Consider the following 17,104-nt stretch of genomic DNA (forward strand, 5'->3'; position numbering starts at 1 on the left):
CAGCGGGCGGGGCAATGCGGCGCCTCCCTAGAATTCCGCGCCATGCCGAATTCGACCGCGCCCCCCGCCATCTCATTCCAGAACGTCAAGAAGACCTACCGGGGAGGGCAGCTGAAGGCGCTGGACGGCGTCAGCTTCGACATCCAGCCCGGCGAGTTCTTCGGCCTGCTGGGCCCCAACGGCGCCGGCAAGACGACGCTGATCAGCGTGCTGGCCGGCCTGGCCCGCGCCACCGAAGGCCGCGTGCGCGTGATGGGCCATGACGTGGTGGACGACTACGCCGCCGCCCGTCAGGCGCTCGGCGTGGTGCCGCAGGAGCTGGTGTTCGACCCGTTCTTCAGCGTGCGCGAGACGTTGCGCATCCAGAGCGGCTACTTCGGCGTCAAGAACAATGACGCCTGGATCGACGAGCTGCTGGCCAACCTCGGCCTGGCCGACAAGGCCAACGCCAACATGCGCCAGCTGTCGGGCGGCATGAAGCGCCGTGTGCTGGTGGCGCAGGCGCTGGTGCACCGCCCGCCGGTCATCGTGCTGGACGAGCCCACCGCCGGCGTGGATGTGGAGCTGCGCCAGACGCTGTGGCAGTTCATCGCCCGCCTGAACCGCGAAGGCCACACGGTGCTGCTGACCACCCACTACCTCGAAGAAGCCGAGGCGCTGTGCCAGCGCATCGCCATGCTGAAGCTGGGCCGCATTGTCGCGCTGGACCGCACGTCGCAGCTGCTGGCTGGCACGGCGTCGACCATGTTGCGCTTCAAGACGGACGCGGCGCTGCCGCCGGACATTGCCGAGCGGGCCCGCGTGACGGGCCGCATCGTGCAGGTGACGGCGCACGACGCCGCCGAAGTGGAGACCACGCTGGCCGCGCTGCGCGCCGCAGGCGTGCCGGTCGAAGACCTGGAGATCGGCCGCGCCGACCTGGAAGACGTGTTCCTCGAAATCATGCAAGGAGCACCCCAATGAACGGCGCCGCCACCCTGTTCTACAAGGAAGTGCTGCGCTTCTGGAAAGTCGGCGCCCAGACGGTGGGCGCGCCGGTGCTGACGGCGATCATGTACCTGCTCGTCTTCGGCCACACGCTGGAAGACCACGTGAAGGTCTACGACAACGTGGGCTACACGCAGTTCCTGATCCCGGGCCTGGTCATGATGAGCGTGTTGCAGAACGCGTTCGCGAACAGCTCGTCCAGCCTCATCCAGAGCAAGATCACCGGCAACCTGGTGTTCCTGCTGCTGACGCCGCTGTCGCCGCTGGCGTGGTTTGCCGCCTATGTGGGCGCGGCCGTCGTGCGCGGGCTGGCGGTGGGGGCCGGCGTGCTGCTGGCCACGGTCTGGTTCGCGCCGCCGGGGCTGCACAACATCGGCTGGGTGCTGGCCTTCACCGTGCTGGGTGCGGGGCTGATGGGCGCCCTGGGCCTCATCGCCGGGCTGTGGGCCGAGAAGTTCGACCAGATGGCTGCGTTTCAGAACTTCATCATCATGCCGATGACCTTCCTGTCGGGCGTGTTCTATTCGGTGCACTCGCTGCCGGCGTTCTGGCAGGGCATCAGCCACCTGAACCCGTTCTTCTACATGATCGACGGCTTCCGGCGCGGCTTCTTCGGTGTCAGCGACGTGTCGCCATGGATCAGCCTGGCGGTCGTGGCCGGCGCCTTCGCAGTGACGGCCGGGGTCGGTTTGTCGCTGCTGAAGCGGGGCTACAAGATCCGTTCGTAGACCCTATCTAAAATCCCGGGTTTCCACCGAGGACCCCTGATGGCCGACCCGACCCCGCAAGAAGTGCGCGATTTCATTGCCGCAGGCCTGCCCTGCGTGCATCTCGAAGTCGAGGGCGACGGCCGCCATTTCTTCGCCACCATCGTGTCGGCCGAGTTCGCCGGGCTGACCCGCATCAAGCGCCACCAGCGCGTGTACGCCGCCTTGGGCGAGCGCATGAAGGAGCAGATCCATGCGTTGTCCATGAAGACGCTGGCGCCCGAGGAGTGGACGCAATGAGCGGCCTGACCCTTGCCCTGTCCAAGGGCCGCATCTTCGAGGAGACGCTGCCGCTGCTGCGCGCCGCGGGCATCGAGGTGCTGGAGGATCCCGAGACCTCGCGCAAGCTCATCCTGCCGACCAACCGGGACGGCGTGCGCATCGTGATGGTCCGCGCCAGCGACGTTCCCACCTACGTGCAGTACGGCGGCGCCGACCTGGGCGTGGCCGGCCGCGACGTGCTGCACGAGCAGGCGCTGGCCGAGGGCGGCTCGCACGGCCTGTACCAGCCGCTGGACCTGAAAATCGCCCGCTGCCGCATGAGCGTGGCCACGCGTGCCGACTTCGACTACGAAGCCGCCGTGAAACAGGGCTCGCGCATCCGCGTGGCCACCAAGTACACCGAAATCGCGCGCCAGCATTTCGCCGCCAAGGGCGTTCATGTGGACCTGATCAAGCTGTACGGCTCCATGGAGCTGGCGCCGCTGACCGGCCTGGCCGAGGCCATCGTCGACCTGGTGTCCACCGGCGGCACGCTGCGCGCGAACAAGCTGGTGGAGGTGGAGCAGATCATGGACATCTCGTCCCGCCTCGTCGTCAACCAGGCCGCGCTGAAGCTCAAGCGCGACACGCTGCGACCGCTCATCGACGCCTTCGCCGGCGCCGTCACCGCATGATCCGCCAGCTCTCGACCGCCGCCGCCGACTTCCAAGCCGAGTTCGAGCGCCTGCGCCATTGGTCGGCGGAGACCGACGCGGCCATCGAGGGTCGCGTCGCGGAGATCCTGGCCGACGTGCACGCCCGTGGCGATGCCGCCGTGCTGGAGTACACCGCCCGCTTCGACCGGCTGAGTGCGGACAGCGTTGCCGCGCTGGAGATCAGTCAAGCTGAGCTGCAGGCCGCGCTGGCCTCCATCTCGCCTGCCCAGCGCGATGCGCTGCAGGCGGCGGCCCGGCGCGTGCGCTCGTATCACGAGCGCCAGATGGAGGCCTCGGGCCGCAGCTGGAGCTACCGCGACGAGGACGGCAGCCTGCTCGGCCAGAAGGTCACGCCGCTGGACCGCGTGGGCATCTACGTGCCCGGCGGCAAGGCGGCCTATCCCAGCAGCGTGCTGATGAACGCGATTCCGGCCGTTGTGGCCGGCGTGCAGGAAATCATCATGGTCGTGCCCACGCCGGACGGCGTGCGCAACCCGCTGGTGCTGGCCGCCGCCGCCGTGGCCGGCGTGCATCGCGTGTTCACCCTCGGTGGCGCGCAGGCCGTGGCGGCGCTGGCCTACGGCACGGCGACGATTCCGCGCGTCGACAAGATCACCGGCCCGGGCAATGCCTACGTGGCCTCGGCCAAGAAGCACGTGTTCGGCCAGGTCGGCATCGACATGATTGCCGGCCCCAGCGAGATCCTCGTCATCGCCGACGGCACGACGCCGCCCGACTGGGTGGCGATGGACCTGTTCAGCCAGGCCGAGCATGACGAGCTGGCGCAGAGCATCTTGCTGAGCCCCGACGCCGCGTTCCTCGACGCCGTGCGCGCGAGCATGGAGCGCCTGCTGCCGGAACTGCCGCGCGCCGACATCGTGCGCGCCTCGTTGGCCGGCCGCGGCGCGCTGATCCACACGCGCTCGATGGAAGAGGCCTGCGAGATCAGCAATGGCATCGCACCCGAGCACCTCGAGATCAGCGCCGCCGAGCCGGCTCGCTGGGAACCGCTGCTGCGCCACGCCGGCGCCATCTTCATGGGTGCTTACACGAGCGAAAGCCTGGGTGACTACTGCGCCGGCCCCAACCACGTGCTGCCCACGGCCAGCACGGCGCGCTTCTCGTCGCCACTGGGCGTGTACGACTTCCAGAAGCGCAGCAGCCTCATCGAGGTCAGCGAGCAGGGCGCGCAGACGCTGGGCCGCATCGCGTCGACGCTGGCGCACGGCGAGGGCCTGCAAGCCCACGCGCGAGCTGCGGAGCTGCGTCTGAAGTGATGGCCTGCGCGCCGCCAAGGCGCGGACATCGCCCGCGCGGCGCCCGGTTTGCGGCACGTCATGGCGCTGCAAAACCCGCTGCTGCCGCGGCTGATGAAACCTGAGCTCTGGTGCGGGCCTTGATGATCCACGAAGTTCGTGGAACACGAACTTCGTGTAATCTTGAGGCCATGAAGAACGTCACCGTCTCGATGGACGACGCCGTGGCCGAATGGGCCCGGCTGGAGGCGGCGCGGCGCAACACCAGCGTCTCGCGCCTGCTGGGCGAGCTGCTGGCCGAGAAGATGCGGCACGACGACGCCTACGAGCGGGCGCTGCAGGACTGGCTGCACCGCGAGCGCAGCTGGTCGTCCGACGGCCAGCCCTATCCCGTTCGGAGCACGCTGTGAAAGCTGACCCGGTCTTCGTCGACACCTCTGTGCTGCTGTTCAGCGAGGACGGCGCCCGCCCGGCCGAGCGCGAGCAGGTGCTGGCCTGGCTGCGCGAGCTGTGGGCCGCGCGCACCGGCCGGGTCTCCGTGCAGGTGTTGAACGATTTCTACCTGCTGGCCACGCAGCGCGTGAACCCGCCCATGCCGCAGGGTGACGTGCGCGCGGAGGTGCGGCGCTACCAGCACTGGCAGCCGTGGGGCGCTGACCAGGCCACCGTCGAGTCTGCCTGGTCGCTGGAAAGCCGCTTCGGCCTGCCGTTCGCCGATGCGCTGGTTGTCGCCAGTGCCAAGGCGCAAGGCTGCACCCGTCTGCTCAGCCTGTCCCTGCCCCACGACGCTCAGTACGACAGCGTCCAGGTCCTCAACCCCCTCGTTTGCCCGCCATGACCGACCGCCTGCAGCAAGCCCTCGCCCGCATCCGCCCCGACGTGCGCGCGGCCCATGCCTACGTGGTCCAGCCCAGTGCCGGCGTCGTGAAGCTGGACATCATGGAGAACCCGTTCCGCCTGTCGCCCGAGCTGCAGCGCGAGCTGGGCGAGCGCCTGGGTGCCGTGGCCATCAACCGCTACCCGGCCGAGCGCACCGCCGAGCTCGCTGCTGCGCTGCGCACACATGCAGGCGTGCCGTCCGACGTGGGCATCACGCTGGGCAACGGGTCGGATGAGCTCATCAGCCTGCTGACGCTGGCCGTCGCGCAGCCCGGTGCGGCCATCGTGTCGCCGCTGCCGAGCTTCGTCATCTACGAGATGTGCGCGCAGCACCAGCGGCTGAACTTCGTCGGCGTGCCGCTGCGCGCGGACGACTTCGAGCTGGACGAAGCGGCCATGCTGGCGGCCATCGAGCAACACCAGCCCGCTCTGGTCTACCTCTCGTACCCGAACAACCCGACCGGCAACCTGTGGGACGCGGGCGCTATCGAGCGCATCGTTGCCGCCGCGCCGGGGCTGGTGGTCATGGACGAGGCCTACCAGCCGTTCGCGTCCAGCGACAGCCTGACGCTGATGGCGCGCCACCCGCACGTGCTCGTCATGCGCACCATGAGCAAGTTCGGCCTGGCCGGCGTGCGCATCGGCTACCTGCTGGGCGCCAAGGAGCTGGTCGACCAGATCGAGAAACTGCGCCCGCCATTCAACGTCAGCGTGTTGAATGCCGAAGCCGCGATGTTCGCGCTGGACCATGCCGACGTGTACGCCGCCCAGGCCGCGACGCTGCGCACTGAGCGGGAGCGTGTGTTCGCCGCCTTGCAGGCGCTGCCGGGCATCACCCCGTGGCCCAGCCAGGGCAATATGATTTTGGCCAGGGTCGGCGACGCGGCGGCCACCTTTGTCGCGTTGAAGGCCCGCGGCGTATTGATCAAGAACGTCTCCGCGGCCCACCCCTTGCTCGCCAACTGCCTGCGCATCACCATCGGCACGCCGGACGAGAACATCCGCCTGCTGGCCGAACTGCCCGAATGTCTGTCATGACCGCCACCGCTCCCGTCGCTCCCCGCACTGCCGAAGTCACCCGCAACACCCGCGAGACGCGCATCACCGTGCGCGTCAACCTGGACGGCACGGGCCAGTCCAAACTGCACACCGGCATCGGTTTCTTCGACCACATGCTGGACCAGATCGCCCGCCACGGCTTGATCGACCTGGACATCCACTGCGAGGGCGACCTGCACATCGACGGCCACCACACCGTGGAAGACGTGGGCATCACGCTGGGCATGGCCATCGCGCAGGCGGTCGGTGACAAGGCCGGGCTGACGCGCTACGGCCACAGCTATGTGCCGCTGGACGAGGCGCTGTCGCGTGTCGTCATCGACCTGTCGGGCCGCCCGGGTCTGCACATGGACGTGAAGTTCACGTCCGGTGCCATCGGCGCGTTCGACACGCAGCTGACCTTCGAGTTCTTCCAGGGCTTTGCCAACCTGGCGCTGGCGACGGTGCACATCGACAACCTGAAGGGCCACAACGCCCACCACCAGGCCGAGACGATGTTCAAGGCCTTTGGCCGCGCGCTGCGCATGGCCACGACGCCCGACCCGCGCTCGGCGGGCGTGATCCCTTCCACCAAAGGCAGCCTCTGACATGACCCGGACTGTTGCCGTCGTCGACTACGGCATGGGCAACCTGCGCTCCGTGTCGCAGGCCGTCATCCATGCTGCCCAGGGGCAGGGCTTCGAGGTCGCCATCACCTGCGACCCCGACGTGATCCGCGCCGCCGAGCGCGTCGTGCTGCCGGGCCAGGGCGCGATGCGCGACTGCATGGCCGAACTGGCCGCATCGGGTGCCAAGGACGCCGTGCTCGAAGCCGCCGCCAGCAAGCCGCTGCTGGGCGTGTGCGTCGGCATGCAGATGCTGCTGGACCACAGCGAGGAGCAGGACACCCCGGGCCTGGGGCTGATCCCTGGCCGCGTGCAGCGCTTCCGCCTGGAAGGCCAACTGCAACCCGACGGCAGCCGCTACAAGGTGCCGCAGATGGGCTGGAACCGCGTGCACCAGCCGAGTGCGCATGCTGTGTGGGATGGCATCCCCGACGGCAGCTGGTTCTACTTCGTGCACAGCTTCTACGCGACCACCGCGTTGCCGCAACACAGCGCGGGCGAAACCGACTACGGCCTTCGCTTTACCTGTGCGGTAGCCCGGGATAATATTTTTGCGACCCAATTCCATCCCGAGAAAAGTGCCGCGCTGGGCCTCGCGCTCTACCGCAACTTCCTTCACTGGACGCCCTGACCGTTTCCCTGCGGTCCGCACCTTCTCGTCCCCCATCTTCTCCTTCCAGCCCCTCAGCCACCGGCCATGCTGCTGATCCCCGCCATCGACCTGAAAGACGGTCGCTGTGTCCGCCTCAAGCAAGGCGACATGAACGACTCCACCACCTTCGGCGAAGACCCCGCCGCGATGGCCCGCCGCTGGGTGGATGCCGGCGCGCGCAGGCTGCACCTGGTGGACCTGAACGGCGCCTTCGCGGGCAAGCCGGTCAACGAGCCGGCCATCAAGGCCATCATCAAGGAGGTGGGCGACGAGATCCCCATCCAGCTGGGCGGCGGCATCCGCGACCTCGACACCATCGAGCGTTACCTGGATGACGGCCTGAGCTACGTCATCATCGGCACGGCTGCGGTGAAGAACCCCGGCTTCCTGCGCGACGCCTGCACCGCGTTCGGTGGCCACATCATCGTGGGCCTGGACGCCAAGGACGGCAAGGTCGCCACCGACGGCTGGAGCAAGCTGACCGGGCACGAGGTGGTCGACCTGGCGCTGAAGTTCCAGGACTATGGCGTCGAGGGCGTCATCTACACCGACATCGGCCGTGACGGCATGCTGACCGGCATCAACATCGAAGCCACCGTCAAGCTGGCCCAGTCGCTGACCATCCCCGTCATCGCGTCGGGCGGCCTGTCCAACATCGCCGACATCGAACGCCTGTGCGCCGTGTTCGGCGACGGCGTCGAGGGCGTCATCTGTGGCCGCTCCATCTACACCGGCGACCTCGATTTCGCGGCCGGCCAGGCGCGTGCAGACGCCTTGATGGCGTCGCAAGCCTGATGCTCGCCAAGCGCATCATTCCCTGCCTGGACGTCACCGCCGGCCGCGTGGTCAAGGGCGTCAACTTCGTCGGCCTGCGTGATGCGGGCGACCCGGTGGACATCGCCGCTCGCTACAACGAGCAGGGTGCCGACGAGCTGACCTTCCTGGACATCACCGCCACCAGCGATGGTCGCGACCTGATCCTGCACATCATCGAAGCGGTGGCCAGCAAGGTCTTCATCCCGCTGACGGTGGGTGGCGGCGTGCGGGCGGTGGCCGATGTGCGGCGGCTTCTGAACGCGGGCGCCGACAAGGTGTCTTTCAACTCCGCTGCAGTGGCCGACCCCGAGCTGATCCGCGCCGCCAGTGACAAGTACGGCGCTCAGTGCATCGTCGTCGCCATCGACGCCAAGCGCCGAGCGGAAGATGACCCGCGAGGCAGGGGCTGGGACGTCTACACCCACGGTGGTCGCAAGAACGTGGGCCTGGACGCTGTTGCGTGGGCCAAGCAGATGGCCGAGTTCGGCGCCGGCGAGATCCTGCTGACCAGCATGGACCGCGACGGCACCAAGAGCGGCTTCGACCTGGCGCTGACCCGGGCTGTCAGCGACGCGGTGCCGGTGCCGGTGATCGCATCTGGCGGCGTCGGTTCGCTGGACGACCTGGCCGACGGCATCACCCAAGGCGGCGCCGATGCGGTGCTCGCCGCCAGCATCTTCCACTTCGGCCAGCACACGGTGGGCGAGGCCAAGGCGCTGATGGCGGCGCGCGGCATCCCTGTTCGGCAGTAGGCCATGGGCAAGCGGGACGAGCGCCGGGCCGACGCAAGCCGGCCCGCATCCCCTCGGGGGATCGCAGCCGGTACGCCGGCAGCGAGAGGCCCTGGAGAGATCCGCATCATCGGCGGCCAGTGGAAGCGCTCCAAGCTGCCAGTGCCCGACCTGCCCGGCCTGCGCCCGACGTCCGACCGGATTCGCGAGACGCTGTTCAACTGGCTGGGGCAGACGCTCTCCGGCTGGCGCGTGCTGGACGCGTTTGCGGGCAGCGGCGCGCTGGGTTTCGAGGCGGCATCGCGTGATGCGGCCGAGGTCGTGATGATCGAGCGCGAAGCGGCGCTGGTGGACGGACTGCGGGCCAGCCAGAAACGGCTGCAAGCCACGACCCTCGTCATCCACCGGGCCAATGCCCTGAACTGGATGACGGCCTGCGCGGACCGCTTCGACCTGATCTTTCTGGACCCGCCGTTCGCGGATGACCTCTTTGACCGGGCGCTGGCCGCCGCCGTCCCGCTGCTGAAGGATGACGGCGTGATCTACGTCGAATCGCCCCACGAGGTCGCCCCCCCAGCTGGATTCACCACCTGGCGCCAGGGCCGTGCCGGCGCGGTGCACTACCGATTGCTGCGTCGCGAGGACAATCCGGCGTCATGATCATGCCCCCACGCTCGCTTCGCTCGCTGCCCCCCAGGGGGGCGCCTCAGTGCCTTTGGGCGACCGGGCAGCACTGAGATGACCTCGCGCACGCAGATCACCGCCATCTATCCGGGCACCTTCGACCCGATCACGCTGGGGCACGAAGACCTGATGCGCCGCGCTGCCGGCATGTTCGAGCGCCTGGTGCTGGCCGTCGCCGTGGGCCATCACAAGAAGACGCTGTTCACGCTGGACGAGCGGCTGGTGATGGCGCAGGAGGTGGCCGCCCAGATCGGCAACGTCGAGGTCATCGCGTTCGACGGCCTGCTGCGCGATTTCGTGCGCACCCATGGCGGCCGGGTTGTCGTGCGCGGGCTGCGCACGGGCGGCGACTTCGAGTACGAGTTCCAAATGGCGGGCATGAACCGCAAGCTCATGCCCGAGGTCGAGACCATCTTCCTGACGCCCGGCGAGAAGCACCAGTACACGTCCAGCACCTTCGTGCGCGAGATCGCCACGCTGGGCGGCGAAGTGGCGGAGTTCGTGTCGCCCGGGGTGCTGACGCGGCTGAACGAGCGCTGCAGGAAGGGGGGCTGATGATGGCTTTGATGATCGCTGACACGCACGGCGGCGGGGATCGGCAAGGCATGCCTTGCCCCGCCGTGCGCGGCAAGCGCATGCAAGCGCTTGCCCTATTCGTCCGCCAGCGCGATGGAGGCGAAGCATGGCGCTGATGATCACGGACGAGTGCATCAACTGCGACGTCTGCGAGCCCGCCTGCCCGAACAACGCGATCTCGATGGGCGAGGAGTTCTACGAGATCGAGCCGTCCAAGTGCACCGAGTGCGTGGGCCACTTCGACGAGCCGCAGTGCGTGATGCTGTGCCCGGTGGCCTGCATTCCGGTGAACCCGGCCCACGTCGAGACGCGCGAGACGCTGCTGCAGAAGTACCAGCGTCTGACCGCCGTTTGAGCGCCGCTTGAGCCCGCTCAGGCGGTCGTGATCGCCGGCTGCTGCGCCAGCACGGCCGCCACCCAGTCGATGAAGGTGCGCAGCTTGGCGCTGACATGCCGGTTCGGCGGGAAGGCCATGTACAGCGGCATCGCGTCGACCTGCCAATCGGCCAGCACCGGCAGCAGTTCGCCACGCGCCACGTGCGCCGCGGCCATGTAGCGCGGCAACCAGAGCGCGCCCAGGCCCGCCAGGCCGGCGGCCAGGTAGGCATTGCCGTCGTCCACCGCCAGCAGGTGGCGGCCGTGCAGTTCGACGGTCTCGCCCTCGCGGTGCAGCGTGAGCGGCGCCACGCTGCCGCTGCGCCAGCGCAGGTAGCCGACGGTGCGGTGCGGTTCGTCCGCCAGGTCCAGCGGGTGCTCGGGTGTGCCGGCCCGCTGCAGGTAGGCCGGCGCGGCGTAGACGCCCATGGTCAGCGAGCCGACACGGCGCGCGATCAGTGTCGAGTCGGCCAGTTCGCCCCCCCGCAGCACGCAGTCGACGTGGTCGCCAATGACATCCACCATGCGGTCGCTGACACCCAGATGCAGCTGGATCTCCGGGTAGCGGGCGTGGAAATCCGGCAGTGCGGGCACCAGCACCAGCCGGGCGAGCGGGCTGGGCACGTCCACGCGCAGCCTTCCCCTCAGCGCGGCCGACGCATCGGACAGACTGGTGTCCGCGGCCTCCAGGTCGGCCAGCAGGCGCACGACGCGCTCGTAGTAGGCCGCCCCATCCTCGGTCACGCGCACCTGCCGCGTCGTGCGGTGCAGCAGCTTCACACGCAGCCGCGCCTCCAGTTGCTGCACGAGCTGCGTGACGGTGGCGTTGCTCACGTCCAGCGCGCGCGCCGCCTTCGTGAAGCTGCCGGTTTCCACGACGCGGGCGAATGCCTGCAGCGCATCGAAACGGTCCATGGCTTGCGGGGCTCCCGATTGTTTGGTGTGGGCAAAAACTGATTGTGGTGCCGGCCTCTTTTTCTGCCGCCGTCCGCTGCCTAGAGTTCACGACATCCCTGCAAAGAGAAAGTGATGCCATGTCTTCCCCACGCGATGTCGTCTTCCCCGCCGGCCGTCAGGCGCTGTACGAGCGCAACCGCTATTCGCCAGCCATCCGCGCCAACGGCTTCCTGTTCGTGTCGGGCCAGGTGGGCAGCCGGGCGGACGGCTCGCCCGAACCCGGGCTGGAGCCGCAGGTCGGGCTGGCGTTCGACAACCTGAACCACATCCTGGCGGCAGCCGGCTGCACGTTCGGCGACGTGGTGGACGTGACGGTCTTCGTCGTCGATGCGGAAAAGAACTTCGAACGGGTCTGGCCCGTGGTGATGGCGCATTGGGGCGAGGCGCCGCACCCCACGCTGACCGGCATCGGCGTGACCTGGCTCTACGGCTTCCAGTTCGAGATCAAGGTCATCGCCAAGCTGCCGCAGACGCTGGCTGCCTGACAACGCACCGGCCCGCCAGCGCCAACGCCAGCGTCAAGGCATGCCCAGCGTCGCCTGCAGCACCTGCGCCAGTCGTGCGGCAGCGCGCGTCAGCTGCTCGCGCTTGATCTCGGCCATCCGGGCCTCGTAATCCGGCGGCAGCGTGGCGGTCCAGACCTCGCCCTGGCGGGGGCCGAAGGCCAGGTCGTGCAGCGCCGGCCGGGCCTGGTCCAGCGACTCGCTGGCCCAGCGTGCCGGCCAGCCGGCCATCTCGCCGGGCGTGACCGGCACCTGGCGTGCGGCCTGAAGCCAGGCGGCGTCGATGCTGGCCGGCGTCAGCGCGGCCGGAACGCCGTCCCAGAGCGAATGCAGGTTGGGCATGCGCCAGCCGGCCGCCACGGCCTTCAGGCCCGCGGCGCCGGTGGGTGGGCGGGCCGGAATGACGACCTGATTGCTGCCACGCGTGAACGTGGCGGGGTCCAGGCCGGTCTTGTCCGGGTCCACGGGCTGCCCCTGCGCATCCAGGTAGACGGAGCCGATGTGCAGGGGCTGGTGCATGTCGCCAACGAGATGGGCGATCACCAGCAGCGCGTCGCGTGGCGACTCGAAGCCGAACGGCGCCGTGGCCGTCTGCCCCCGCAGCACGGCGATGGCCGCCGTGGCGGCGCCGACGATGTCGTCCGGCCGCGCGCCGGTGCTGCCCGGCAGGTAGCGGCTGCGCTGGTAGGCGAGGTTGGCGTAGTGGTAGCCGCGGTGGCAGTCCTCGGCACCGGGCGCGGGGTGGCACTGGCGGTGGTTGCGCTGCACGAAGGCGCGCAGCTCGGCGATGCCGGCATCGGTCTCGAACGGCGCGCATTCGGCATTGCGTCCGCGCGCCGTGTAGTCGAAGCCCTTGGCGGGGTCGATGCCGCGAGCGCAGTCCAGCCACACGGCGGCCTGGGCGAGCGGCAGGTCGCCCAGCAACTCGGCCACGCGCCGCGCGGCAGGCGTGCCCTGCAGCAGCTGTTCGGTCAGGGCGCCCACGGTCTGGTGGCCGACGCCGCTCCAGGCGTGTGCGGTGGTGGCAAGGGCCAGCAGCAGCGGGGCGGCAAGTCGGCGAACAAACACGGGTCAATCCTTCTTCATGCGATCAGGCCCGCCAGTTTGCCCGGTTGGAAGTGCAGGTCGATGAAATCCGCCAGGCCGTCGAACACCGCGTCCAGCGGCCGGCCGGTCTGGCCGAACAGCGCCTGCAGCACGGCCGGCTGCTCGAACAGGCCGTGGGCGTAGACGCCCAGCGTGCGCCCCGACTGCCAGCCGATCGCCTCGCCCGCCGCGTTGCGCAGCGCGACCTGCGGTGGCGGCAGACCCGCATGCGGCTGCGTGCGGCCGTGGTGGATCTCGTAGCCGTCGGCCTGCACGCCGGCCAATGTTGACCACGGACCGTCAGTGGCGCCGAACTGCAGCTGCGTGTTGCGCAGCAACTTTTCCGGCTCGAATGCCGTCACCAGCGGCAGCAGGCCCAGGCCGGGGGCATTGCCGTCCACGCCGTGCGTGTCGATCAGCGCCTCGCCCAGCATCTGCAGCCCGCCGCAGATGCCCAGCACGCGGCCACGGTGGGCGTTGATGGCCAGGTCCAGCTTCTGCGCACGCAGCCAGGCCAGGTCGGCCGTGGTGGCCTTGCTGCCGGGCAGGATGATCCAGTCGGCACCTTGCAGGTCCCGCGGCTCGCGCGCCCAGGACAGGCGCACGCCGGGCAGCTGGCGCAGCGGCTGGAACTCGTCGAGGTTGGAGATGCGCGGGTAGGCGATGACGGCGATGCGCACGCCTTCGCCCCCGTGGCCGGTCGTCGCGTCGTCGAACACGCCGTCTTCCTCCGGCAGGCCGTGACCGCGCCACATCGGCAGCGTCGCGATGGTGGGCACGCCGGTCAGGTGCTCCAACTGCTCGGGGCCGGGCGACAGCAGGCCCGCGTCGCCGCGGAAGCGGTTCAGCACGAAGCCCTTGACCCGCGCGCGCACGTCGGCGGGCATCAGCTGGTGCGTGCCGTACAGGTGGGCGAAGGCGCCGCCGCGGTCGATGTCGGTGACCAGCAGGCATGCTGCTTTCGCATCGCGCGCAGTGCCCAGGTTCACGTAGTCGGTCGGCGCGAGGTTGATCTCGGCCGGCGAGCCGGCACCTTCGACGACCACCACGTCGTTCTCGCTCAGCAGTTCGTGCAGCGCGGCGCGGGCGCGGGGCTTCAGCAGCGCGCTGCGCTCGCGCCAGGGCATGCGCGACAACGCCTCGTCCACCTCGCCCAGCACGACGACCTGGCTGCGCGTGTCCGCCTCGGGCTTCAGCAGCACGGGATTCATGCGCACCTCGGGCACGCGGCGCGCGGCCAGCGCCTGGAAGTACTGCGCGCTGCCGATCTCGCCCATCAGGCCGTTCAGTCCCGGCACCACGCGCGCGTTGTTGCTCATGTTCTGCGCCTTGAACGGCGCGACCTTCAGGCCTTGCCGCGCGTACCAGCGGCACAGCGCGGTGGCCAGCCAGCTCTTGCCCGCGCCGCTGGTGGTGCCCAGCACCATGACGGCTTTTCCTCTGCTCATGCATCCTCTCCCTCGATTTCCAGCACGGCCAGCTGCAGCGCTTGCTGCGCGGCCGGTGGTTGCGTCGACACGCGCACCCAGCCAGGCAGGCCGAACGAGGTCGCATCGCGCAGCCGGATGCCGCGCTCGCGCAGCCGCGGCAGCATGTCGGCCTGCGGCGGGCGGGCCAGCCAGAAGTTCGTGCAGCTGTCGCGCTGCTGCCAGTCCAGGTCGGCCAGCAGCGCGCGCTGGGCGGTGCGCCACACGCGCAGTTGTGTGCGCACATCGGCCAGCCAGGCTTGTGTGTCCTCGTCCAGCCAATGCGTCAGCAGTGCCACGCCCTCGGCCGACAGCACCCAGCTGGGGGCCAGCGAGAGTGCCAGCGCCCAGATGGCGTCGGTGGCCGGTGCGAGGGCGTAGCCGGCACGGATGCCCGTCAGGCCCAGCGCCTTGTTGGGGCACACCAACTGCCACGCATGCGCGGGCAGCGTGGGCGCCTCGCCCTGCAGCCGCAGCGGCTCGTAGGCGCGGTCCACGATGAGCAGCGTATCCCCCAGGTCGGGCCACGGCGCCAGGCACGCGCCGGTCGGGTTGCTGGGCTCGCAGATCCAGACGAGCGCAGGCGCGGTCGGCCGGATGTCGGCCGGGTCGCTGTAAGACTTCACCGCCAGGCCCAGCGCGTGTGCGGCGAGCGCGTAGTCGCCGAAGCCGGGTTGCGGCACCCAGGCCTCGCGGCGGCCCGACAGCATCGCCGCCAGCGTCAGCCGGCGTATGCCCTCGGCGCCGCCCGCGGTCGGCAGCACGCGTTGCTCGTCACCGAGGCGGCGGCGCAGCGCGCGGTAGCCCGGGTCGGGGTAGCACGCCCGGTCGGCGGCCTGCACGGCGCGCAGCAGCGCGGGCGGCGGGCCCAGCGGGCTGGCGTTGGTGGAGAAATCGAACGCCGCCGAGGGGCCGTCGTCCGGGCCGCCGTGTTCGGGCAGCAGGGGGGTGTGGATCATGACCTCAGCGTCCAGGCCAGCCCCGCGATCAGCGCGGCGCCGGCAACGACAGCGTGCCACGCCACAGCCAGCACGGCGTGCAGATCGTCGGGCCTTGCGGACCGGCCGTCGGCGTGCAGCGTGTAAACCCCCGGCTTGCCCAGCCTAACGCCCAGCCGCAGCGCCATGGCCGCCATGGGCCAGCCGCTGTTGGGCGACGGCGTGCGGCGGGCCTCGCGCAGCAGCCGCAGCGAAGGCCGCGCGATCAGCAGCGCCGTCAGGCGCGCGGGGATCCACGACAGCACGTCGTCGGCCCGCGCCGCCCATTTGCCGCTCCACTCGCGTTCGTCGCGGTAGCCCCACATCGCATCCGCCGTGTTGGCGAAGCGGTAGAGCGCCGCGCCCGGCAGCCCGGCGATGGCGAACCAGAACAGCGGCGCGATGACGGAGTCGTTCAGGTTCTCGGCCAGCGTTTCGATGGCGGCCTCGCGCACCTCGATGTCGGTCAGCGTGGACGTGTCGCGGCTGACGAGGCGGGACAGCCGCGCGCGGCCGGCGTCCAGCGACTCGCGCAGCGCGTCCTCGACGGCCCTGGCCTCGTCGGCCAGCATGCGCCACGCCAGCAGCGGCTTCAGCAACACGCCCACCAGCACCGCGGCACCGGCCAGGCGCAGCGGCGACAGCCAGGGCTGCAGCACCAGCAACACCTGGCCCTCCAGCCACAGCGCGATGAAGACCACGGCTGCCGCACCCAGCAGCCACGCCAGCGCACCGGCCGCGAAGGCCGCTGCCGCGGGCAGGCCTGTGAGCCTGAACCAGCCCAGGAAGCGCCCCATGCCGACGACGGGGTGCATCCAGCCGGGCGGCTCGCCCAGCCGGTCCACCAGCAGCGCCACCATCACCGCCAGCGGCAGCAACAGCGGCATCAGCGAGACGGCCTGCATCAGCCCAGCGGCGGCAGGCGGGCCAGCAGGCCGCTCTTGAGCCGCTCGGGGCGCCGTGCCCAGGCCAGCAGGCCGTCGCCGGGTTCGGCGTGCTGGGCGGCCACGTCCAGCAGCGCGGCGACGCTGTCCGCATCGGGCGCCAGTTGGCCGAAGAGGTAGCTGTGCTTGCCCGCACCCTGTAGCGCCGCGGTGCAGCTCTGCCGACAGGCGGCCATGCAGGCCTGGCCGCGGATGGGCAGCGGCAGGTCGCGCGCCAGCGCCTCGTTCTCGACGGCTTCCAGCAGTGCCTGGCCGCGGCCGTCATCACAGGTGGTGCAGATGATGAGCACGCTCAATCCTCGATGCCCCGCTGCGCCGGCACGCCGGCCTGGTAGTGATGCTTCACCAGCGTCATCTCCGTGACCGTGTCGGCCACGGCGATCAGCTCGGCCGGGGCGCCGCGGCCGGTCAGCACCACGTTCACGTGCGCCGGCCGCTCGCGCAGGCAGGCCAGCACCTGGTCCAGCGCCACCCAGCCGTAGCGCAGCGGGTACATGATCTCGTCCAGCACGACGAGGAAGTGGTCGCCGCTGCGCAGGGTGGCCTCGGCGCGCGCCCAACCTTCGCGGGCCAGCTCGGCACTGTGCTCCAGGTCCTTGCTCTTCCACGAGAAGCCGTCGCCCAGGCCGATGATGGGCACGCCCAGCTGCTCGAACACGCGGTGCTCGCCGAAGCGGGCGCTTGGCACCTTCATGAACTGGTAGATCAGCACGGGCTTGCCGCGGCCGTGGGCGCGCAGCGCCAGGCCGAAGGCGGCGGTGCTCTTGCCCTTGCCGTCGCCGGTGTGCACCAGCACGAGCCCACGGCGCTCGCCGGCGGGGGTGACACGTTCGCGGTTGACGGGTGGCGGTTCGATTTCCATGGACA

The 17,104-nt window shown here is 69.9% G+C and carries 23 protein-coding genes; 16 read left to right on the top strand and 7 right to left on the bottom strand.

Going from position 1 to position 17,104, the window contains the following annotated elements:
- The first annotated feature begins 42 nt into the window (after positions 1-42).
- The 15 genes from ACG02S_RS16865 (at position 43) to ACG02S_RS16935 (ending at position 10,284) form a co-directional block, all read left to right on the top strand.
- Positions 43-963, top strand: a complete 921-nt coding sequence (locus ACG02S_RS16865) for an ABC transporter ATP-binding protein (protein ID WP_394471640.1) — start codon at positions 43-45, stop codon at positions 961-963.
- Positions 960-1,715 carry an ABC transporter permease gene (locus ACG02S_RS16870; RefSeq protein ID WP_394471641.1) on the top strand — a complete coding sequence of 252 codons (756 nt, stop codon included), beginning with the start codon at positions 960-962 and terminating at the stop codon, positions 1,713-1,715. The genes ACG02S_RS16865 and ACG02S_RS16870 overlap by 4 nt, the downstream gene beginning before the upstream one ends.
- 39 nt (positions 1,716-1,754) lie before the next feature.
- Positions 1,755-1,994: a BolA family protein gene (locus tag ACG02S_RS16875; RefSeq protein ID WP_394471642.1), complete on the top strand. Its 240-nt coding sequence runs from the start codon at positions 1,755-1,757 to the stop codon at positions 1,992-1,994.
- The gene (hisG, locus tag ACG02S_RS16880; RefSeq protein ID WP_394471643.1) at positions 1,991-2,650 is read left to right on the top strand and encodes an ATP phosphoribosyltransferase; all 660 of its coding nucleotides are present in this window, start codon (positions 1,991-1,993) and stop codon (positions 2,648-2,650) included. The genes ACG02S_RS16875 and hisG overlap by 4 nt, the downstream gene beginning before the upstream one ends.
- Positions 2,647-3,948 (top strand): histidinol dehydrogenase, encoded by a 1,302-nt coding sequence (hisD, locus tag ACG02S_RS16885; RefSeq protein ID WP_394471644.1) that lies wholly within the window; start codon positions 2,647-2,649, stop codon positions 3,946-3,948. The genes hisG and hisD overlap by 4 nt, the downstream gene beginning before the upstream one ends.
- 170 nt (positions 3,949-4,118) lie before the next feature.
- Positions 4,119-4,337 carry a CopG family transcriptional regulator gene (locus tag ACG02S_RS16890; RefSeq protein ID WP_394471645.1) on the top strand — a complete coding sequence of 73 codons (219 nt, stop codon included), beginning with the start codon at positions 4,119-4,121 and terminating at the stop codon, positions 4,335-4,337.
- Complete coding sequence (locus ACG02S_RS16895) at positions 4,334-4,765, top strand: PIN domain-containing protein (protein WP_394471646.1); 432 nt, start codon at positions 4,334-4,336, stop codon at positions 4,763-4,765. Before ACG02S_RS16890 ends, ACG02S_RS16895 begins: the two co-directional genes overlap by 4 nt.
- On the top strand, positions 4,762-5,844 hold the full coding sequence (hisC, locus tag ACG02S_RS16900; protein ID WP_394471647.1) for a histidinol-phosphate transaminase: 1,083 nt from the start codon (positions 4,762-4,764) through the stop codon (positions 5,842-5,844). The genes ACG02S_RS16895 and hisC overlap by 4 nt, the downstream gene beginning before the upstream one ends.
- Complete coding sequence (gene hisB, locus ACG02S_RS16905) at positions 5,841-6,452, top strand: imidazoleglycerol-phosphate dehydratase HisB (protein ID WP_394471648.1); 612 nt, start codon at positions 5,841-5,843, stop codon at positions 6,450-6,452. The genes hisC and hisB overlap by 4 nt, the downstream gene beginning before the upstream one ends.
- A gap of 1 nt (position 6,453) precedes the next feature.
- Complete coding sequence (gene hisH, locus ACG02S_RS16910) at positions 6,454-7,101, top strand: imidazole glycerol phosphate synthase subunit HisH (protein WP_394471649.1); 648 nt, start codon at positions 6,454-6,456, stop codon at positions 7,099-7,101.
- A gap of 66 nt (positions 7,102-7,167) precedes the next feature.
- Positions 7,168-7,917 (top strand): 1-(5-phosphoribosyl)-5-[(5-phosphoribosylamino)methylideneamino]imidazole-4-carboxamide isomerase, encoded by a 750-nt coding sequence (gene hisA, locus ACG02S_RS16915; protein WP_394471650.1) that lies wholly within the window; start codon positions 7,168-7,170, stop codon positions 7,915-7,917.
- Positions 7,917-8,690 (top strand): imidazole glycerol phosphate synthase subunit HisF, encoded by a 774-nt coding sequence (gene hisF / locus ACG02S_RS16920; protein ID WP_394471651.1) that lies wholly within the window; start codon positions 7,917-7,919, stop codon positions 8,688-8,690. The genes hisA and hisF overlap by 1 nt, the downstream gene beginning before the upstream one ends.
- Before the next feature lie 3 nt (positions 8,691-8,693).
- A complete protein-coding gene (rsmD, locus tag ACG02S_RS16925) occupies positions 8,694-9,329 on the top strand; it encodes a 16S rRNA (guanine(966)-N(2))-methyltransferase RsmD (protein WP_394471652.1) in 636 nt (211 codons plus the stop codon).
- A gap of 78 nt (positions 9,330-9,407) precedes the next feature.
- Positions 9,408-9,908: a pantetheine-phosphate adenylyltransferase gene (coaD, locus tag ACG02S_RS16930; RefSeq protein ID WP_394471653.1), complete on the top strand. Its 501-nt coding sequence runs from the start codon at positions 9,408-9,410 to the stop codon at positions 9,906-9,908.
- Positions 9,909-10,035: 127 nt separating this feature from the next.
- Positions 10,036-10,284 carry a YfhL family 4Fe-4S dicluster ferredoxin gene (locus ACG02S_RS16935; protein ID WP_394471654.1) on the top strand — a complete coding sequence of 83 codons (249 nt, stop codon included), beginning with the start codon at positions 10,036-10,038 and terminating at the stop codon, positions 10,282-10,284.
- Between the two features lie 17 nt (positions 10,285-10,301).
- On the opposite strand, the gene ACG02S_RS16940 is transcribed toward ACG02S_RS16935, so the two are convergent.
- The gene (locus ACG02S_RS16940; RefSeq protein ID WP_394471655.1) at positions 10,302-11,219 is read right to left on the bottom strand and encodes a LysR family transcriptional regulator; all 918 of its coding nucleotides are present in this window, start codon (positions 11,217-11,219) and stop codon (positions 10,302-10,304) included.
- Between the two features lie 119 nt (positions 11,220-11,338).
- Here ACG02S_RS16940 and ACG02S_RS16945 point away from each other — a divergent pair, with 119 nt between their 5' ends.
- Positions 11,339-11,746, top strand: a complete 408-nt coding sequence (locus ACG02S_RS16945; protein WP_394471656.1) for a Rid family hydrolase — start codon at positions 11,339-11,341, stop codon at positions 11,744-11,746.
- Positions 11,747-11,779: 33 nt separating this feature from the next.
- Here the strand turns inward: ACG02S_RS16945 and ACG02S_RS16950 are convergent, their stop codons facing one another.
- The 6 genes from ACG02S_RS16950 to cobO are packed head-to-tail and all read right to left on the bottom strand — an operon-like array spanning position 11,780 to position 17,099.
- Positions 11,780-12,832, bottom strand: a complete 1,053-nt coding sequence (locus tag ACG02S_RS16950) for a S1/P1 nuclease (protein WP_394471657.1) — start codon at positions 12,830-12,832, stop codon at positions 11,780-11,782.
- A gap of 14 nt (positions 12,833-12,846) precedes the next feature.
- Positions 12,847-14,298, bottom strand: coding sequence for a cobyric acid synthase (locus ACG02S_RS16955; RefSeq protein WP_394471658.1), 1,452 nt, complete (start codon positions 14,296-14,298; stop codon positions 12,847-12,849).
- Entirely contained in the window at positions 14,295-15,275 is a 981-nt protein-coding gene (locus ACG02S_RS16960) for an aminotransferase class I/II-fold pyridoxal phosphate-dependent enzyme (protein WP_394471659.1), read from the bottom strand. The genes ACG02S_RS16955 and ACG02S_RS16960 overlap by 4 nt, the downstream gene beginning before the upstream one ends.
- A complete protein-coding gene (gene cbiB, locus ACG02S_RS16965; protein WP_394471660.1) occupies positions 15,272-16,198 on the bottom strand; it encodes an adenosylcobinamide-phosphate synthase CbiB in 927 nt (308 codons plus the stop codon). The genes ACG02S_RS16960 and cbiB overlap by 4 nt, the downstream gene beginning before the upstream one ends.
- Positions 16,198-16,527, bottom strand: coding sequence for a DUF1636 family protein (locus ACG02S_RS16970; RefSeq protein ID WP_394471661.1), 330 nt, complete (start codon positions 16,525-16,527; stop codon positions 16,198-16,200). Before ACG02S_RS16970 ends, cbiB begins: the two co-directional genes overlap by 1 nt.
- A 2-nt stretch (positions 16,528-16,529) precedes the next feature.
- A complete protein-coding gene (cobO, locus tag ACG02S_RS16975; RefSeq protein ID WP_394471662.1) occupies positions 16,530-17,099 on the bottom strand; it encodes a cob(I)yrinic acid a,c-diamide adenosyltransferase in 570 nt (189 codons plus the stop codon).
- Between the last annotated feature and the right edge of the window lie 5 nt (positions 17,100-17,104).

It is taken from the genome of Pelomonas dachongensis (assembly GCF_043555865.1).
GTDB lineage: Bacteria > Pseudomonadota > Gammaproteobacteria > Burkholderiales > Burkholderiaceae_C > Pelomonas > Pelomonas dachongensis.